Source organism: Komagataeibacter swingsii, assembly GCF_003207895.1.
Lineage (GTDB): Bacteria > Pseudomonadota > Alphaproteobacteria > Acetobacterales > Acetobacteraceae > Komagataeibacter > Komagataeibacter swingsii.
This window is the reverse complement of the sequence record NZ_NKUB01000016.1, coordinates 1-17,386: the sequence shown is the minus strand read 5'-3', so window position 1 is coordinate 17,386 and position 17,386 is coordinate 1. Positions and strand designations below refer to the sequence as shown.

The window sequence follows — 17,386 nt, the reverse complement described above, 5'->3', positions numbered from 1 at the left end:
CGTTCTTTCCTAGCTTTATGAAAAAAGCTTCCCCAAAATTTCTTTATATTTTCTGTATGCGCCAGGGGGCGGCCCGTTTCAAACAGTGTTGGATAAAATGGATATGGCGGGACAGTAAAAAACGTCCCGCATGCTCTGGTTATACAGAAAATGGATATTCAGGGATGGAGATGCCCGCGCGCGGGTTCCAGTACGGGCGCGCGCAGGCACGGCGTGGGGACCAGCAGGGACGTTTCGGGCGGCAGGAGATGATGGAGGATCTTTTCCCCAATGGCGGTCTGCCATAGCCACAGGCTGTTGACCTGGCCGCGGAAACTGGCTTCGCCCCCTATCGCCCCCGTGGGGCGGAATCCCGATGCCAGGCCCAGGCCAAACAGGCCCGGGATTTCCTGTCCCGCTGCATTCAGGATCCCGCATTCCGGGCCGGTCAGGCAGCCATCGGGGGCATCGGCGCAGAGGGCGATCGGGCGGCCATACGCATCGATCATGCTGATACGGCGGGGCCGGTAGCCAAGGCAGGCGATAATGGCATCGGCATTATCCACGATGGCCCGTACTTCCGCATGGTTGTCGTCCGTTATCCGCACGTCATGCAGGCGGGGTTCGGGCGGGGCGCCGGCAATGCCCATCAACCGCATGGCCAGGTTGCGCGAATCATAACGCAGGCCGCCAAAACGGTAGACGAACTGGCTGACCGGGCAGATATCCTCTTCATGGAATTCGGTGTACCCATCCGCCACGGCTTCTTCCGCCGTACGGTAAAACAGTTTCAGGCGGGATTTGTGCAGCAGTGTCAGCTTGCCTGGCGCAATGCGGTCCGCCATGTCACGCATTATGACATGTGCGGCAGACAATGCGCTGCTCGCGCCGCCGATCACGGCAATCCTGGGGGTTTCCTGTCCTGCCGTCATGGTGCGTAATCTGGTGATGCCATCGGGGGAAAGCAGTTCGTCGGATTGCATGACCCGGCCTGCATGGCGGGGCAGCAGGGGGCCATCCCCCACCACTTCATCATGCAGCCGCTGTTCCGGCTGGTGCGCGCCCATTGCCAGTACGACCTTGTTGGCGATGAGGTGCTGCGTATGTGCCCCGTCGCTGGAGGCAAGGTAGCCCCGCCATTTGCCATCCACGGTCTGGTGCAGGCTTTTCAGTTGCCACCCGGTCAGTATCCGTGATGCGGGGTGGGCCGTGATGAGGGCTGTCAGTACCTGCCCCACCATATCCAGGAAATCCGCGACAACACGCAGCGGTAACGGGAGCCTGCCCCGGCTGCGTATCATTTCCACCAGTGGATGGTGGGTCAGGCGCGCCAGTTCGGGCACCGGATTATCCGTTATCGCATCGACGAATGTTTCCGCCGCGCTGTCGGAATTGATGACATATCGCCCCAGCGTGCCCGAACCGATTTGCGGCTCCCGCTCAACCAGCGTCAGGCCCTCATCAAGCAGGCGTGGCAGTTCGCCTATGCGCGAGGCCGCAAGCAGGACGGCAATGGCGGCCGGGCCGCCACCAACGATAAGGACAGGTGTTTTCGTATCTGTGGACATGGCTGCATGTATCCGTTTTCCATAAGTGATAAGGAACGGGGGCTTACATATCTGTAGCGTTGCAGGCGTTCATGAATTCCTGGCACACGTAACGCACCATTTCCGGCGTCATTTCGTGCCATAACGGCAAGGATACGATGGAGGCGGCAAGCGCGTTGGTCGCCTGCAGGTCGCCAGCCTTGCAATGGCTGGCGAAATAACTCTGTTCATACAGGTGGGGAGAAAAATAGGTTGATGTGCCGATCCGCCTTTCTTTCATGCGGGCAAGTATCGCGTTGCGGTGCGGCGCGTATCGTGGGGGCAGGCGTACCGGCAGGAACTGGTAGGACATGCGTGCGCCGCGCTGCCGCTGGAAACCGAAACCGGGCAGATGGTCGTAATACATCTGTTCTATGCGGCACTTCCTTTCAACAACGCGTTCCAGGTTATCCAGCCCCGACAGGGCAAGCAGCGCCCCGATTTCAGGTAGCTTGGAATTAAGTCCGGGCATTGTGGCGTGGCGGAACTGGCCAAAGCCGAAATTGCCCATGGCCCGCAGGGCTTCGATCATGTCGGGGTTGCTGGCGTAAATGAAACCGCCTTCCCCGATCCCCATTGTTTTTGTTGCATGCAGGGAACATATGATGGCGTGCGGCGAACCGGTCCCGAATCCCCGTCCCAGTGCGTCATGCGCCCCAAGGGATGCGGCCGCATCTATGACAACGGGAATACCTGTCTGTTTTTCCAGTTCCGTATAATGGTTTAGGTCGGTTGCATTCCCGAAAGTGGCGTAGGGAAATATTGCTGCGACCTGTTCACCGTATTCATGCAGCAATTCATTTTCCGCCGCATGGGACGCCATCCAGTCCGAGGGGTCAATATCACAGAACAGGGGTGTAAATCCTGCCCATAACACGGCATGCGCCGCCGCGGCGAAAGTAAAGGATGGCATGAGGACGTAACGCGCCACACGGGCATCCTTGTGCCGCGTTGCATATTTCAGCGCCATCATCAACCCGATCGTGGCGTTGCATACCGTAACGCAATGGCCGACGCCACTGAATACCTGTTCAACCAGGCGTTTTTCGAATTTCTGGTTTATTGGTCCGTAATTGGTGTAGATGCCAGAGTTTTCCATTGCGCTGATGCCATCGGCCAACTGGCTTATTTTCGGAATATTGGAACGTATGAAGGATATTTCCGTATAGGACATTTCTGTATTCCGGTTTCGTCAAACAGATGGCCTGATCATGATGTCTGGCGGATATCGGGGAAGGTGGCGGACCGTGTCGGCCGTTTACGTTAAAAGCAGATAATTCGTGTACATTCAATGCAAATATAAATATATTATTTACCACACGTTTATGTGATTACTATGCAGGCGCGAGATATATGATATTTTAAAACAATCTAGGGAATTTATGCAATTTCATGATTTGCGGATCGTTCCCATCCTTGCAGACATATTCGAAAACTAAGTAAAGAAAACCGGTTTTATTTTGTGTGTGATGTAATCCAGTAACACAGGATGACTGACGTGAGTGCAGGAAAAAAATGCGCGATTGTGTTGAAAACCTATACATGGGACAGCTTCGTGCGGCTGCAGTTGCAACGGTTGCAGTCAACATTTCCTGAAGCGGATGTTTTTATTTCCATTGATGAAACAAATGGTTTTGCGGGAACCATTCCATATGGCCGCGTGTTACGCACATGTAACGCGGAAATGCTGGCGCTCGGATTTGCCAACCGGTTTGAAAAGGGCAGCCTGCTATGGTGGAACGCCGACTACACCCATTATCAGGTACAGGCCCGGATTCCGGATTATGATTATTACCTGTTTGTGGAATATGACGCCTGTATCGCCGGGAATGGCAGCCGCCTGCTGGCTGACATGATCGCGGATGGGGCCGATTTCATTTCCCATTCCATTGATGCAGGACCGGCATGGTACTGGCACCGTTTCCATACGGGTATTTACCCCGCGGGGCAGTTGCGGGCGTCACTGAACTGTATTTCGTTTTTTTCCCGTCGTGCGCTGATCCATCTGGCGCAGCGGCGGCGCGCGATGTCGGCCAATATGGATAAAACGGGTTTCTGGCCGTTGGGGGAAGCCTTTGTCGCATCCGAAGTGGCGGCGGCGGACCTGACCTTCATCCCGCTTGCGCGCTATGGTGATGTTTCGCGCTATTCCTGGTTCCCGCCCATATTATCGACAGAACTTGTATTGCCACAAAGCGGGCATACCTTTCTTCATCCTGTCCTGGATCAGAAAAGATATATTGCAAATCTGTTGCGGCAGACACATTTCGTGCGTCATTACTTTATGCGTGGCAGTGCATTGCAGCGTGAACTTGGCCGTTTTCCCGGTGCCGTATCACGGGGGCAACTGTACCGTGCCGCCATGCTGCGCGCGGCTGAACGGCTGCGGCAGGTATGTGGCGCCCCGTAGGGAAAGGGCTTATGCCGGCTGTGGCAGAAGCGTTCCCACGGGCCGGGCGCACAGCCGGACACCTGCCTTAAGCGCGCGCAGTCAAGGCGCGCATCGGGTGGCCGCCGTGCCGGTGTGGGCCAGTCGGTAATGGTGATGGCGTCCATGACCGGCTGTGGCATTTACCGCCGTGCAGGCCAGGTCGTACAGATTGCCTGCCGCTGTCCGGTTGCATGATAGATCCCGGCATATTGCGTTTTCCATCCGGTATCGCGGATCTGCCTGATAATATGCATGATGACATCCGCCAGCGCCTCCGCGCTGGTCGGGTTGCCGATCTGGTCACTGATAACCCGCAGGGTCGGCCGCTGGGTTGCGGCATTGACCATCGTGCGGACGAAATTGCGGTTATGGGGGAATAGACCCATGTCGCGGCATTCACGACCACGGCGGGATTATGCGCCCTTATGACGGCATCAATCGTATCGGGCCGGTCGAAATCGAACTCCGGTCGCCCGACCCATACCGCGCCGTCATGGTCCGACAGCGCCGTTGCAAGCTGGCCATGCCCCGCTTACCAGAATCGATATGCGCGGCTTCCTCTTTCATATGGATCGGGAAAGGCAGGCGGTTACATGCCTTCTTTCGGAAGTGCTTGAAAACAATGCATTGATGAAAAGCGTCCGGATGTCGACTTTTATATATGGAACCAGTCATCAACATTGGAAAAGGGCAGGGCGGCTGCATCCTTTTCAGACAGGATTGCGTCCTTTTCCGCGACAGGCCAGTCGATCGCCAGCAGCGGGTCATCCCAGCGCACGGAGCGTTCGCAGTCACGATCCCAGAAATCGGTGCATTTGTACTGCACCTCGGCATTTTCGCTTAATGTGCAGAAACCGTGCAGGAAGCCGGTCGGGATCCATAACTGCGACCCGTTTTCCTCGGACAGGGTCGCCCCCACCCATTGGCCAAAGGTGGGTGATCCCGTACGGATGTCCACGCCTACATCCCATATGCTGCCACGGGTGCAGCGCATCAGCTTGCCCTGCGCATGGGGGGAAAGCTGGCAATGCAGCCCGCGTATCACGCCGCGCTGGCGTGACAGGCTGTGATTATCCTGCACGAAGGGGCCGGGAATGCCGATTTCCTTCATGCGGGCCGCGTTGAATGTTTCGGAAAAATAACCACGTTCATCGCCAAAACGTGGGGGGGGTGAGCAGAATCATGCCCGCGATATTAAATGTCCGTATTTCCATGGGATACCCTGTTCTCCTGTCTGCGCGGTGGCGGCCATATCCGCGTTATTGCTTGGTCGGGCTTAGGAAAGGTTTAATGGCCGTCATCTGGGGGCGGTCCTGACCGTGGTCAGGTTCAAGCGTAAACATGTAATTGCCCCATAGTGGTCCCGCCGCCCAATAGGTCCATCCATCCCATACATCCGCGTTTTCACGCAGGTGCGACAGGATGGGCCTGAGCAGGGCGACACATTCGGGCTGGCGGCTGACCCCGAATTCCCCCAGGAAACCATGCGCCTTGTGGGCGTGCAGCCAGTCGGTAAAGGGCCTGAGCCGGCCAAGGGCCTGGTCTTGTGAAATGCATGCCGGTTTGGTGCCCGATGCATCGGGATCAAAATATTCATGCACTTCATAAACCAGACGGTTGTCAGGATCGTGCAGTTGCGCCAGCGCGTCGCCATTCAGTTTCGGGAAACCCTGCGCGCTGTCCCAGCCAATGCCGGGCACGAGGATGGTATTGTGGCTTCCGGCCTTGCGGATGGCGTCAATCGCAGCCTGTACCGTGTTTTTCCATGCCTCGGCCGAATGCTGCTGCGGTTCGTTCATCAGGCCGAACAGGACATGCGGGTTATTGCCTAGTGCCCGCGCCAGCCGCGACCATAAATCGGCAAAGGCCGGATCCGGCACGGCGGCGGAGCCGATTTCCTGCCCGCGATAGCGCCCGTAATCATGGATATCGAGTACCGTTGTGGCCCCCTTGCCCTGCGCATAGGCAATGAACTGCCGCACGCGCTCCAGTTCCTTTTCATCCAGCGGGCCATTCAGGGAAGGCTGAAGGCGTTCCCACAATACCGACAGGCGGAATGTGTTCATGCCCTGCGCGGTGAAATAATCCACTTCCGCGGGCTTAGGGTAAAGGTAGTCATACCCGTAACGGCCCGGCAGTCTGGATGAGGAATAGGCACCCCCCGCAAGGTTGACGCCGCGATATGTCTGCGCATCCGCCTGCCCATGGGCGGAAAGTGCAAGGGAGGCCGCGATCACGCAGCCACAAAGCCAGCGGCATAAGCGGGGGGAATGGGGCAATGTCATGCGATAGGCTCCGCTGCGGGCGTATATCGGTTGAAACGGAATGATTTCAGGCGTTCAGGCGCCTTTTCCCTGACTTCGGGTTCCGATGGCGCAACGACGCTGTTGGTCGTGCCGTACAGGAACCACAGCAACGCCGCCGTCTTGATGGTGAAGACCGATGCGCCAATGCACAGGGATGTGGAAAAATATAGCGAGATCATCGCCTTCATCGATATGGCGGCTTCGGTGCGGGCGGGATGGAGGGTAAACAGCGCCAGCAGGAACAGCGTCAGCGGCAGGCCAAGGTTGTTGATGATATAGGCATAGCCCGTATCGGCCGTGTACACCTGCGACGGGGCCATGGCGAACCATTGCGGCAGGTTCCAGTAATCCAGCAGCCGCCCGGAAAACAGCAGGCGGCCGGAAAAGTTGTCCCCGATGATGGAGGGCAGGATACCGGGCATTTCGTGGTTGGCGCCCTGCAGCATCAGGCCCATCATCACGGTGACCGGCATGGCGAACACCACGAAGCGGGAACGGTAAAACGGTGTCATGCGCAACAGGATCATGCCCAGTGCGCAACCGGAGGCAAAGCGCGAATCCGCCAGCACGAAACACAGCCCCGACAGGAAGAACAGGAATGCATGTCGCAACCGGGAGCCAAGGTTTGTGCTGAGGCACCATGCAAATCCGATGGCCGAGAAATTGCCCAGTGAATCCGGTTCCAGAAACAGCGATGAGACGCGGTGCGACCCGAATATGGACTGGAAAAACGTGCGGGACGCGGCGGCCCCCCGGTTCCCGCTGATAAACAGGTTCGTATTGCTGTAATTGACGGTGCTGCTGCTGATGACGCCCTTGTTCACGTAATAGGTCCAGACATCGAATATCGTGCCGAACAGGTTGGTGAACAGCAGTTCGAAAAAGCCGACGAACATGATCATGGCCATCATCACCCACATGGTGCGCTCACCCGACCGCAGGGTGGACCGGGTGCCCAACTGGTAGAAGACATAGGCGATGGCCAGGTCATGCAGGATCTTCATGTCCAGGCGGGGATTGATCAGCTTGGCCCCGATCTCGAAACAGATCATCACCCCCGTAATGCGCACCACGGCGGGGGAAATCGTGTTGCGCACCTCGACAAACGCCAGGAAGATGATGGCCAGTTCGCACAGTACGATTTCCGAACTGCGGATCGTGATGACATGGCGTGTGTTGATGAAGCACAGGACAAGGTTGAAGATCGCGCCCGCCACCACCAGCCATGATACGCCATCCGCCCGCGACAGGGCGGGCGTGCTGGTCATGGACCGGTGGGGCAGGGGGGCATGGACCGTGGCGGACATGGTGCTTCCCGTATCAGATGTGTGAGGCATGCGTATCCGCACCCTGTGGTGGGGATACCGGACGGGCGGGCTGCGCAAGCAGCGCATTGCCCAGCCGCCGGCCGAGGTTATGCAGGGGCAGTTCCAGTATATTGTACGTTATGGCCGCGAGCGCCGTGGTCAGTACGACGGTCGCGCCCCCCAGCCCCGCCTGGGTCAGTGACGGATGCGAAAGGAGGGCGGGCGCCCCCATGACATGCCCCATGATGCTGAACACCATCAGCATGATGGGCAGGTGCAGCAGGTAGATGCCATAGGACAGTTCGCCAATGGCGATGACCGGCCTGCTGAGCAGCAGGCGGTACTGCCGCCCCGATGCATACAGGTCACGGATCAGCACGAAAGCCGCGACCGTTTCAATCATGTCGGGAATGCGTTCGGGCAGGTTCAGCCCCATCGCCATCAGGCCGTAGCGGTCATACAGCAGCACAACCAGCGCCAGCAGCGCATAAGCCCCGTGGCGCGGGGAAAGCGTTGTCGGCAGCAGCGGGATCAGGGCGCCGGCCCCAAAGGACAGGGCAAAGACCGTGCCAACCTCATGCGGCAGGGGCAGCAGGGCGATGGCCGCAAGGCCGGCCAGTGTAACCACCCGCAGCCGTGGCGCGCGCACCAGCCAGAACAGGAACGGAAAGGCCACGGAATACATGAGTTCCACCCGCAGCGACCACATCGGCCCATTGTAGCGGGTAAAAACGCCCGCAACCGACATGATGGTGTTGCGGATGGACACTGGCGTTAGCAGATTACGCGACAGCCAGCCGACAAATACGCCGTCGCCGACCCATTCACGCGCGACAACCATGCTGGCGATGGCCAGCCCGATGGAAAACCACAGCAGTGGATAGATCCTGAACACGCGCTTGACGTAAAAGCTGCCGACGATCCGGCCCGTCAGATGCGTATATTTGCGCAGTGACAGCGACAGGACGCACCCGCTGAGCACAAAAAACAGCACCACAGCCGCTTCCGCATTGAATGCGTAGGTCACGATGTCATGCATCGCGGCCTGTACTCCCGTGCGTTGCGGGTTCTGGTAACGGAAAACCTGTATGGCATGACCGAACAGTACGACAAGGCATGCAACGCCACGCAGGGATGTCAGCTGGTGCAGATAATTTCGTTCCGTTCCCGAAGTTTCCGTCACAGACGACATCGTCGGTTCCTCCGGATGCATGAATGGCATGGCGTGGTGCGGCAATACAGTGATTCTGTTATGGCGGGCACACCGTATCAGAATATAAATGTAGAAAAAATGCAAAATGTGCCTACACAATTCTTTGTGCCGCCGCCTTTATCGTGGCACGATCATGTCATTATCTTGCCGCAATCACACTGTGGATTTGGCGCGGCGTGAAACGGGTTGCGTGACGGCCCGGGCATCCTTGCGCAATCGATATGAACCCAGGGGCCGCGCGCCAGGCGCATGCGGCCTGCCGCCAACGTGGCGCACGGCAGGAGACCAGAGTTCCATGACGCGCTCCCTGTTTATTTCCGTCCATGATTTCAGGAGTTTGCGTAAGGCGAGTATCCATTTCATCGCAGCCGAGATGGCCCGCCGTGGCCCCACCGCGTTCCTGTCCATAGGCTTGAGTACGCTGTCGCTGCGGCGTGGGGATACGCGCGCCAGCCTTGCCGATCGCGCCAACCAGGTGGAAACGGTGGACGGCGTGGAATGTTACCTGTGGCGCATGAAATGGCACCCGTTCAACATGCGCCGTGCGGCGCTGGCGCCGGTGGAGCGGGGGTTGTTCTGGCTGTATCGCCAGATGCTGCCCGCCATCGCGCGAAGATGGATACGGCGCGCCGATACTGTCTTTATTGAATCCGGCATGGCGCCGATATTTATTTCCGATGTCAGGAAACTTAATCCATCGGCGCGTATTATTTACCTGATGTCCGACGACCTGGAAGTCGTGGGATGCGCGGATACCATCAAGAATGATTTTGTGCGAAATTTCGACATGATCGACACGGTGCGCATGCCCTCGCGCTATCTGCTTGAACGCCTGCCCCACGCGCGTTCAGCCGTTTTCGCGCCGCATGGCATTGATCGTGGCATTGCCGAAAAAACCTACCCCGATCCCTACGCGCCCGGCCGGACCAGTTGCGTCTCGATCGGCTCGATGCTGTTTGACCCGGGTTTTTTCCAGATTGCGGCACGGATCAGGCCCGATATCGATTTCCATATCATCGGTGCGGGCCATGCGGCGGATGGGCTGGACGCGCCCAATATCATCATCCATCCCGAAATGGCGTTTGAACGCACGCTGTCCTATCTCCAGCATGCCAGTTTTGGTGTCGCCCCGTACCGGGACGCGAACACGCCCCGTTACCTGCTGGATACGTCCCTGAAGCTGCGGCAGTTCGCGCTGTTTGGCATTCCCGCCGTCTGTCCCGATTTTGCATTGAACGATACGCCCGGCCGCCATGGTTACAGGCCGGGGGATGCGCAATCCATCGGGCGCGCGATCGACGCGGCCCTGCGGTCATCGGACGTGATCGGGCTTGAGGCCCATAGCTGGCCCGAAATCGTGCAGCGTATCCTGACCCCCGAAGCCTATCCCGACACGCGTGTCTGAATGCAGGCCTGTCCCTGCGTAAAGTATTAGGAAAGAGCGAGAACATGACTGAGGCAGGTGATAACGGACCACGCATTTCGGTTGTCATGGCAACTTATAACGGAGCGGCCCATATCCGCGAACAACTGGACAGTCTGGCGGCACAGACATGCCTGCCGGCCGAGCTGGTCGTGACGGATGACGGCTCGACCGATGCCACGCTGGACATCGTGGCCGATTTCGCTCGCACCGCGCCCTTTCCCGTGCAGGTCCACCGCAATGCGCAACGCCTTGGCTACAAAGGCAATTTCATGCATGCGGTCAGCCTGAGTTCAGGCGACCTGATTTCTTTTTGCGACCAGGATGATTTCTGGAAAAGCAATAACCTTGAACGCGTGCGCCAGGCGTTCATGAATGACCCCGACGTCATGATGGTCTTTCATAACGCGCATCTGGTGAATGAACGGCGGATGCCCATTTCCCCCTTTTACGCAACGTCGCCCGTTCCCCCCGTTTCGCGTCCGCTGACGTTGCAGCCATGGTGTTTTTCCTATGGGTTCATGCAGACATTCCGCGCTGACCTGAAGCCTTCAGCCGCCCTGTGGGGCCGCATGGGGGACCATTACAATCCGGGCAAGGAAATGGGGCATGACCTGTTTTTCTTCCTTGTCGCATCCGGCGTCGGCACCATTGTCTATCTGGATGACGAACTGACGGAATACCGGCTGCATGGGGGCAATACGGTGGGGTCGGGCAAGCGGACCAGGCCCACCTTTGTGGATCGCTGGCGCTACCGGCTGGAAGACCGGGCCGATACCTACCGCTACCTTGCGCGCATGACGGTGCAGGACAGCAACATGTTTGCCGATCTGGCCCGGACGCCATCATGGTCCGAAACCATGCGTAACCGTGCGCGCGTCGCCGCGGAGGCATGGCGCGGGCTGGAACCGCTTTATGCCCTGCGTGCCGAAATCTGTTCGGGCAGCAGCCTGCCACGTCGCATCGCAGCCTTTGTGCGGCTGGTGCGCGAAGGGGGATACAGCGAGCGTTCATTCTGGACCTTCGGCAATCGCGCCATGTACAAGGACCTTGTGCTGGGCGTACTGCTTGCACCGCTGGTCCGGCGTTTCGGTCGCGAATCCTCGCGTACCGATCGGGCCTGTCGCCGGGGGCATGCCCATCATGGTGTACCCATGTCCCAGGCCGCCTCCGTGCAGGCCGTCGCGGCATGAAAATGCCGCCACAGGCAGGGACAGCCGTTCCCGGCGCATCCAGGCCCTGTGTGGCAATATACCGAACGCAGATCCTGCCATGGTCGGAAACGTTCGTGCGCGACCAGGCCCGCGCCCTGACACGCTGGCGGCCCGTGCTGATCGGGGAGCGGACAGTTGGGCAACTGCCACTGGATGGCATGGACGTCCGGGCGCTGCATGACGGACCGCCCACGTTTTTCCAGCGCCTGGTCGGCATGGGGGCGCGTTACCTGGAACGTCCCGTGCCGGGCATGATGAAACTGGCGCGTGCCGTAAATCCCGCACTGGTACATGCCCATTTCGGTTTTGACGGGGTGGAGGCATGGCCCGTGGCGCGTGCGTTGCATGTGCCGCTGCTGGTCACGCTGCATGGATCGGATATCACCACCCATATGCACTGGTTCGCCGCCGGTGGCGGGGGGCGGCGATGGCGGGCCTATCCGCGCAGGCTCAGGCAACTGGCCACCGTGCCGCAGGTCAGTTTTGTCGCGGTATCCCACAGCATACGTGAAGCCGCGCTGCGCGCGGGCCTGCCCGAACAGCGCATCCATGTCTGTCCCATGGGGATCGATGTCCACCGCTTTCATCCGACCGGCCTGCCGGTTGCCCGGCGGGCGCCGGTTATCCTGTTCGCGGGCAGGCTGGTGGAAAAAAAGGGCTGTCGCTACCTGATCGACGCCTTTCGCACCGTGCGCGCGCAACTGCCTGACGCGCAACTGGTCATTGCCGGTGACGGCCCTGAACGCCCGATGCTGGCCAGCCTTGCCACGGGGATGGATGGTGTCTCGTTTTACGGGCGGTACGCGGCGGCCGAAATGCAGCCACTGCTGGAACAGGCCCGTGTTTTCTGCCTGCCCAGTGTCACCGCCGCCAATGGTGATGCGGAAGGCATGGGCCTGGTCCTGCTGGAAGCCCAGGCCAGTGGCGTCCCGGTCGTGACATCGGCGCGGGGCGGCGCGACGGAGGGCATTATCGATGGCACGACAGGCTTCGCCTTTGCCGAAGGGGATGTCATGACGCTGGCCGCGCGCCTGCTGGACCTGCTGCGCGATGATGATCTGGCCGCGCGCATGTCCGCGGCCGGGCCGGCGTTCGTGGCGCAAAGGCATGACGTCGCCCGCTGGGCGGCGACACTGGAAAACATTTACGACAGTATGACAGGACGCATCCCATGAACGTTCCCATGTCCGTCAGCCTGGTCATTACCACCTATAATGCGCAGGCCTTCATCATGCGCGCCGTCAGTTCCGCGCTGGAACAGACGCATGCGCCGCTGGAAATCATCATAGTGGATGACTGTTCCACCGATGGTACGCCAGACCTGCTGGGCAGGGTGGCGCGTGCCCATGACTGTATCCGCGTCTTGTCCACGCCGTATAACGGCGGGCCATCGGTTGCGCGCAACGTGGGGCTGGGGGCCGCGCGGGGTGACTGGATCGCCTTTCTTGACGCGGATGACGCCTTCGCCCCCGACCGGCTGGAGGTGCTGATGGCGCGTGCCGCAGCCGGGGATTGTGACGCGGTGGCGGACGACCTGGCCTATTATGACGCCATGGCGGGCCAGGTGACAGGCCGTGCGATGGGGGAAGGACAGGTGCCGCGTACACCTATCAGCCTGCGCGATTACATCGCCCATAACCGCTCGGGCGGGGACGGGTTTGACTGGGGGCTGCTCAAGCCGGTTTTCCGGCGGGAATTCATGCTTGCCCATGGCATACGGTATGACCCCGTGGTGCGGCATGGGGAGGATTTCCTGCTCATGATCGCCTTCCTCATGGCTGGCGGCAGGTTTTTCCTGGTCGATCACGCCACGTATCTTTACACGCAGCGCCAGGGCAGTGTCAGTGGGCGTGCATCGGGCATGTCGCGTACGGTCATTGCCTATCGTGACATGCATGATACGGCGCTGGCGCTGGCGCGGGATCCCCGTATCCGGGATAATCCCGAACTGGTGGCGCTGTTGCACCAGCGTGCGGCGGGACTGCAGCGGCTTGATGATTCCTATTTTGTGTCCGTGGCGCTGCGTTCGGGGGCGGTGGGGGCGATTTTCCGGCGCATCATGCGGCGGCCCGCCTTTCTGCCTGCCATGATACGGCAGGTGGCGGCGGCACTCAGGCGCAGGTTATGCCATTCCTGATGCAGGATACGGATGTGAAATAGCACACTGATAAGGCAATGAATGTTTCGGGCACCGCCTTTTTTTGGAAAGGCGGTGTTTCGTACTGCGAGCCGGATAATGCCCATGACGTTTCATGGGCATGTGGCACGGTGCCGTGTTCCTGTCCGGGCCATGCATGGCCCGGATTTTTTTAATATGGCTAACGTGGCTGTACCGCGTCCGGCCGCCCGAGCGAGATATATTTGAACCCCGCATCCTTCATGGTTCGGGGATCCCAGATATTGCGCAGGTCCGCAATCTTGCGGCCCTTCATTTCCCGCGCCAGTTTTTCCGGGGCAAGCGAGCGGAATTCGTTCCACTCCGTCAGCACTACAAGGATGTCGGCCCCTTTCGCCGCATCCAGTGCATTCGTGCAGTAGGCTACGGATTGTGGCAGCACGGGGCGGGCGGTCGTCATGCCGGCGGGATCGAACGCACGGATATGCGCGCCCCCCTTGTCCAGCATGTCGAGGATGCTAATGGAAGCCGCCTCGCGCATGTCATCGGTCTCAGGCTTGAAGGTCAGCCCCAGCACCCCGATCGTAAGCCCGCGTACATCCCCATCGGCAAAGGCGATGATACGTTCGCCCATGTCCTTCATGCGCTGGTCATTGACCGCGACCGTGGTTTCGATCAGGCGCACGGGTGACCCCGCATTGCGCCCGATTGCCGTAAGCGCGCGCGTATCCTTGGGAAAGCACGAACCGCCAAAGCCGGGGCTGGGGTGCAGGAACTTCTTGCCAATGCGCCCGTCCAGACCGATGGAACGCGCCACGTCATTGACGTTGGCGCCCACCTTTTCACACAGGTCCGAGATTTCATTGATGAAGGTGATTTTCATCGCAAGGAACGAATTGGCGGAATATTTTATCAGTTCCGCCGTTTCCAGCCCCGTAAAGACAATGGGTGTTTCCAGCAGGTAGAGCGGTCGGTACAGCTTGCGCAATATGTTCTGTGCGCGTTCCGTCCCTTCCGGTTTATATTGGTCCGTGCCAATAATGACACGGTCAGGGCGCATGAAATCCTGAATTGCGTTGCCCTCACGCAGGAATTCCGGATTCGATGCGATATCGAAATCCAGGTCCGGCCGCGTCTTGCGCACAATGCGCGCAATTTCGCGCCCCGTGCCGACGGGCACGGTCGATTTGGTGACAATGACGGTGTAGCCGTCCGCCACGCGCGCGATCTGTTCCACGGCGGCATAGACATAACTTGTATCCGCCTGCCCATCGCTCCGGCGCGATGGCGTGCCCACCGCCACGAACACCGCATCGGCCCCCCTGACCGCGGCGGCGATGTCGTCGCCAAAGGTCAGGCGCCCGGCTTCCACGTTTTCCGCAACCAGGCGGTCCAGGCCGGGTTCGTAAATCGGGATGCGCCCTTCACGCAGGGCGGTCAGGCGGTCCGGGTTGGTTTCGACAATGGCAACGTCGGTGCCAAATTCCGCAAAACATGTACCGGAGACCAACCCAACGTAGCCTCCACCAATCATAGCAATTCGCACCTGGACCTCCCTGATTTCGTATCGCGGCCTGCTGTCCGGAACAGGCCGGAATCTAAAGCTTTTCAAAGCGGGTTGAATAAAACCGAAAGTAATAAGGGGCGCATGATCCGTAACCCGGAATATGTCACGCGGATGCTACACAAGGGCATGATCACGACGAAAATATGTTTAAGCACCACATTCTTGACAAAAAAATTCCCGCTAAGTGCATCCGCAACATCAATGTCCGCCATGGCCGGTTCTGTTTCCCTAGGGAAGCCGCGGATACGTGCAGCATGAAACACGCAGGACGGAGTCACGATCATGACGTTTATGGCAGCAGCGGATATAACCGTATCCGTAACGGAACCCCGTAACCGGACCATCACGCCCGTTATCCTGTCCGGTGGCACGGGAACACGGCTTTGGCCCGTTTCACGCGCAAGCCACCCCAAGCAGTTCTGGGCGCTGGCATCCAGCCGGACAATGATCGGCGAAACGTTGCAGCGTACCGCCGGTGCGGCATTCGCGCCGCCGATTGTCGTCTGTAATAACGCACATCGTTTCCTTGTCGCGGAACAGTTGCGCGAAAACGGGTGCGAGGACGGGCGTATCATCCTCGAACCCGCCGTGCGCAATACGGCCGCGGCGATCGCGGCCGCCGCCCTGCTGGCGGCGCAGGATGATCCCGAAACCCTTCTGTGGATCATGGCCGCCGATGCCGTTTTCCGATATCCCGAGCGCCTGCCTGCCATTCTTGAAAAAGCATCGGCCGTGGCGCGGGAAGGCTACATCGTCACATTCGGCATGAAGCCGGATGTGCCCGAGACGGGATATGGCTACATACGCCTTGGTGCCCCCCTGCATCCCGATCACCCCGATGACAGCGTGTACCGCGTTGCCCGCTTTATTGAAAAACCCGACCACCTGCGTGCGACCGAAATGCTGAATGCGGGGGACTACCTGTGGAATTCGGGCATGTTCCTTGCCTCGGCATCCGTCATGCTGGCGGAACTGAAACGGCATGAACCCGACGTGCTGGAAAACGTGCGCCATGCGCTGCTCAACAGTGAAAACGACCTGACTTTCCGCAGGCTGGAAACCACGGCCTTCCTGCGTTCCCCCAATGTCAGCATCGATTACGCGGTCATGGAGCGCACGGACCGCGCCGCGGTCATTCCCGCCGACCTGGGCTGGTCGGATGTCGGGAACTGGAATGCCTTGTGGGAACTGGGCGACAAGGACGCCTGCGGCAATGTGGCGGTGGGCGATGTCGTGCTGGAACAGTCGCATAACTGTTACGTACGCAGCGAAGGCATGCTGACCGCCGTGGCGGGGCTTACGGATATCGTGCTGGTGGTGACATCTGATGCGGTACTCGCGATTCATCGTGATTATGCGCAGGATGTGTCCGCCCTAGTGTCACAGCTCAGGCTGGCCAGCCGGGCGGAAGCCGAAATTCACAATCGTTGTTACAGGCCCTGGGGTTTTTACGAAGGGCTGATTCAGGGGGAACGGTTCCAGGTCAAGCGGATCGTGGTGTATCCCGGCCAGAAACTGTCGCTGCAGAAGCATTTCCACCGCGCGGAACACTGGGTCGTGGTCAGTGGGACCGCGATCGTCACGCGGAATGAAGAAAAACTTATGTTGCAGGAAAACGAAAGTGTCTATCTGCCGTTAGGGTGTATGCACCGGCTGGAAAACCCGGGGCGCATTCCCCTGACCCTGATCGAGGTCCAGTCGGGTCCATATCTGGGCGAAGACGATATCGTCCGCTTCGAGGACACGTACGGCCGGCGGTAAGGAAGGCGTCGGCCCATGCGTGAAAGGCTGGCGCAGGTTTCACGCATGGGACAGCCGGTTTTTTATTGAACAGCCTGAATAGCCATATATGCGCCGATATCGTTACGTTTCAATAACGTACTTGTATAAATATGAAATTTACATGAATAAAATATGGGTGGGAAATTCTTTCCATGTATTGATGTCGTGACATATTTTTGCCCCAAAATACCCGGAACATGCCGGGCAGGGAAACAGGGTATCCCGGGTACTGTAAAAAACAACAACAGATGAGGATCATTTCGCACTCGATTGTGCAATGCGGAAAATGGCAGGCGAAGCCCTTGCTGGCGTCAGGTTGCATTCCGCCCCGACAGGAGATGTTTCAAAATGAGCGAGGCACTCATACCAACCATTGTTTGGCCTGACTCACGGGGTACCCATCGGTTTAAAAATGTGATTCATAGGATGCAGACCATTCTCTGAAGGAGGCATTCTGGATGG

14 protein-coding genes and 1 pseudogene are annotated in these 17,386 nt (G+C 59.0%); 6 read left to right on the top strand and 9 right to left on the bottom strand.

Annotated elements, in window-relative coordinates:
- Positions 1 to 158: 158 nt before the first annotated feature.
- Positions 159 to 1,547: an FAD/NAD(P)-binding protein gene (locus CFR76_RS12015; protein WP_110557250.1), complete on the bottom strand. Its 1,389-nt coding sequence runs from the start codon at positions 1,545 to 1,547 to the stop codon at positions 159 to 161.
- A 43-nt stretch (positions 1,548 to 1,590) separates the two neighbouring features.
- The gene (locus tag CFR76_RS12010) at positions 1,591 to 2,739 is read right to left on the bottom strand and encodes a DegT/DnrJ/EryC1/StrS family aminotransferase (RefSeq protein WP_110557249.1); all 1,149 of its coding nucleotides are present in this window, start codon (positions 2,737 to 2,739) and stop codon (positions 1,591 to 1,593) included.
- Positions 2,740 to 3,249: 510 nt separating this feature from the next.
- On the opposite strand from CFR76_RS12010, the gene CFR76_RS12005 reads away from it, so the two are divergent.
- Positions 3,250 to 3,975, top strand: coding sequence for a hypothetical protein (locus tag CFR76_RS12005; RefSeq protein ID WP_110557278.1), 726 nt, complete (start codon positions 3,250 to 3,252; stop codon positions 3,973 to 3,975).
- Between the two features lie 161 nt (positions 3,976 to 4,136).
- Here the strand turns inward: CFR76_RS12005 and CFR76_RS18450 are convergent, their stop codons facing one another.
- The 5 genes and pseudogenes from CFR76_RS18450 to CFR76_RS11980 all read right to left on the bottom strand — a co-directional run bounded on the left by CFR76_RS18450 (position 4,137) and on the right by CFR76_RS11980 (position 8,801).
- Positions 4,137 to 4,382 carry a sugar nucleotide-binding protein gene (locus CFR76_RS18450; protein ID WP_244191914.1) on the bottom strand — a complete coding sequence of 82 codons (246 nt, stop codon included), beginning with the start codon at positions 4,380 to 4,382 and terminating at the stop codon, positions 4,137 to 4,139.
- Between the two features lie 269 nt (positions 4,383 to 4,651).
- Positions 4,652 to 5,210: pseudogene (gene rfbC / locus CFR76_RS11995) on the bottom strand (dTDP-4-dehydrorhamnose 3,5-epimerase).
- A gap of 45 nt (positions 5,211 to 5,255) precedes the next feature.
- Entirely contained in the window at positions 5,256 to 6,281 is a 1,026-nt protein-coding gene (locus CFR76_RS11990; RefSeq protein ID WP_208623988.1) for a glycoside hydrolase family 5 protein, read from the bottom strand.
- Positions 6,278 to 7,609, bottom strand: coding sequence for a polysaccharide polymerase (locus CFR76_RS11985; protein ID WP_110557247.1), 1,332 nt, complete (start codon positions 7,607 to 7,609; stop codon positions 6,278 to 6,280). Before CFR76_RS11985 ends, CFR76_RS11990 begins: the two co-directional genes overlap by 4 nt.
- 13 nt (positions 7,610 to 7,622) lie before the next feature.
- Entirely contained in the window at positions 7,623 to 8,801 is a 1,179-nt protein-coding gene (locus tag CFR76_RS11980) for an acyltransferase family protein (protein ID WP_110557246.1), read from the bottom strand.
- Between the two features lie 316 nt (positions 8,802 to 9,117).
- Here CFR76_RS11980 and CFR76_RS11975 point away from each other — a divergent pair, with 316 nt between their 5' ends.
- Genes CFR76_RS11975 through CFR76_RS11960 form a run of 4 tightly spaced genes read left to right on the top strand, consistent with a single transcriptional unit; the run spans position 9,118 to position 13,596 of the window.
- Positions 9,118 to 10,227 (top strand): GumK N-terminal domain-containing glycosyltransferase, encoded by a 1,110-nt coding sequence (locus CFR76_RS11975; protein ID WP_110557245.1) that lies wholly within the window; start codon positions 9,118 to 9,120, stop codon positions 10,225 to 10,227.
- A gap of 44 nt (positions 10,228 to 10,271) precedes the next feature.
- Complete coding sequence (locus tag CFR76_RS11970; RefSeq protein ID WP_110557244.1) at positions 10,272 to 11,438, top strand: glycosyltransferase; 1,167 nt, start codon at positions 10,272 to 10,274, stop codon at positions 11,436 to 11,438.
- A 50-nt stretch (positions 11,439 to 11,488) separates the two neighbouring features.
- A complete protein-coding gene (locus tag CFR76_RS11965; protein WP_244191912.1) occupies positions 11,489 to 12,634 on the top strand; it encodes a glycosyltransferase in 1,146 nt (381 codons plus the stop codon).
- The gene (locus CFR76_RS11960) at positions 12,631 to 13,596 is read left to right on the top strand and encodes a glycosyltransferase family 2 protein (RefSeq protein WP_110557242.1); all 966 of its coding nucleotides are present in this window, start codon (positions 12,631 to 12,633) and stop codon (positions 13,594 to 13,596) included. The genes CFR76_RS11965 and CFR76_RS11960 overlap by 4 nt, the downstream gene beginning before the upstream one ends.
- 181 nt (positions 13,597 to 13,777) lie before the next feature.
- On the opposite strand, the gene CFR76_RS11955 is transcribed toward CFR76_RS11960, so the two are convergent.
- Both CFR76_RS11955 and CFR76_RS18090 read right to left on the bottom strand, forming a co-directional pair.
- Positions 13,778 to 15,109, bottom strand: coding sequence for a UDP-glucose dehydrogenase family protein (locus CFR76_RS11955; protein ID WP_110557241.1), 1,332 nt, complete (start codon positions 15,107 to 15,109; stop codon positions 13,778 to 13,780).
- 74 nt (positions 15,110 to 15,183) lie between these two features.
- A complete protein-coding gene (locus tag CFR76_RS18090) occupies positions 15,184 to 15,354 on the bottom strand; it encodes a hypothetical protein (RefSeq protein WP_167402122.1) in 171 nt (56 codons plus the stop codon).
- 70 nt (positions 15,355 to 15,424) lie between these two features.
- Here CFR76_RS18090 and CFR76_RS11950 point away from each other — a divergent pair, with 70 nt between their 5' ends.
- Positions 15,425 to 16,903 carry a mannose-1-phosphate guanylyltransferase/mannose-6-phosphate isomerase gene (locus CFR76_RS11950; protein ID WP_110557240.1) on the top strand — a complete coding sequence of 493 codons (1,479 nt, stop codon included), beginning with the start codon at positions 15,425 to 15,427 and terminating at the stop codon, positions 16,901 to 16,903.
- The last annotated feature ends 483 nt before the right edge of the window (positions 16,904 to 17,386 follow it).

Coding starts and splice junctions, on each gene's coding strand:
- CFR76_RS18450 (WP_244191914.1), bottom strand. CDS start 4,382: ATGGGTCTATTCCCCCATAACCGCAATTTCGTCCGCACGATGGTCAAT.
- CFR76_RS12005 (WP_110557278.1), top strand. CDS start 3,250: ATGCTGGCGCTCGGATTTGCCAACCGGTTTGAAAAGGGCAGCCTGCTA.
- CFR76_RS11970 (WP_110557244.1), top strand. CDS start 10,272: ATGACTGAGGCAGGTGATAACGGACCACGCATTTCGGTTGTCATGGCA.
- CFR76_RS12015 (WP_110557250.1), bottom strand. CDS start 1,547: ATGTCCACAGATACGAAAACACCTGTCCTTATCGTTGGTGGCGGCCCG.
- CFR76_RS11990 (WP_208623988.1), bottom strand. CDS start 6,281: ATGACATTGCCCCATTCCCCCCGCTTATGCCGCTGGCTTTGTGGCTGC.
- CFR76_RS11950 (WP_110557240.1), top strand. CDS start 15,425: ATGACGTTTATGGCAGCAGCGGATATAACCGTATCCGTAACGGAACCC.
- CFR76_RS11975 (WP_110557245.1), top strand. CDS start 9,118: ATGACGCGCTCCCTGTTTATTTCCGTCCATGATTTCAGGAGTTTGCGT.
- CFR76_RS11985 (WP_110557247.1), bottom strand. CDS start 7,609: ATGTCCGCCACGGTCCATGCCCCCCTGCCCCACCGGTCCATGACCAGC.
- CFR76_RS11960 (WP_110557242.1), top strand. CDS start 12,631: ATGAACGTTCCCATGTCCGTCAGCCTGGTCATTACCACCTATAATGCG.
- CFR76_RS11955 (WP_110557241.1), bottom strand. CDS start 15,109: ATGATTGGTGGAGGCTACGTTGGGTTGGTCTCCGGTACATGTTTTGCG.
- CFR76_RS18090 (WP_167402122.1), bottom strand. CDS start 15,354: ATGGCGGACATTGATGTTGCGGATGCACTTAGCGGGAATTTTTTTGTC.
- CFR76_RS11980 (WP_110557246.1), bottom strand. CDS start 8,801: ATGTCGTCTGTGACGGAAACTTCGGGAACGGAACGAAATTATCTGCAC.
- CFR76_RS12010 (WP_110557249.1), bottom strand. CDS start 2,739: ATGTCCTATACGGAAATATCCTTCATACGTTCCAATATTCCGAAAATA.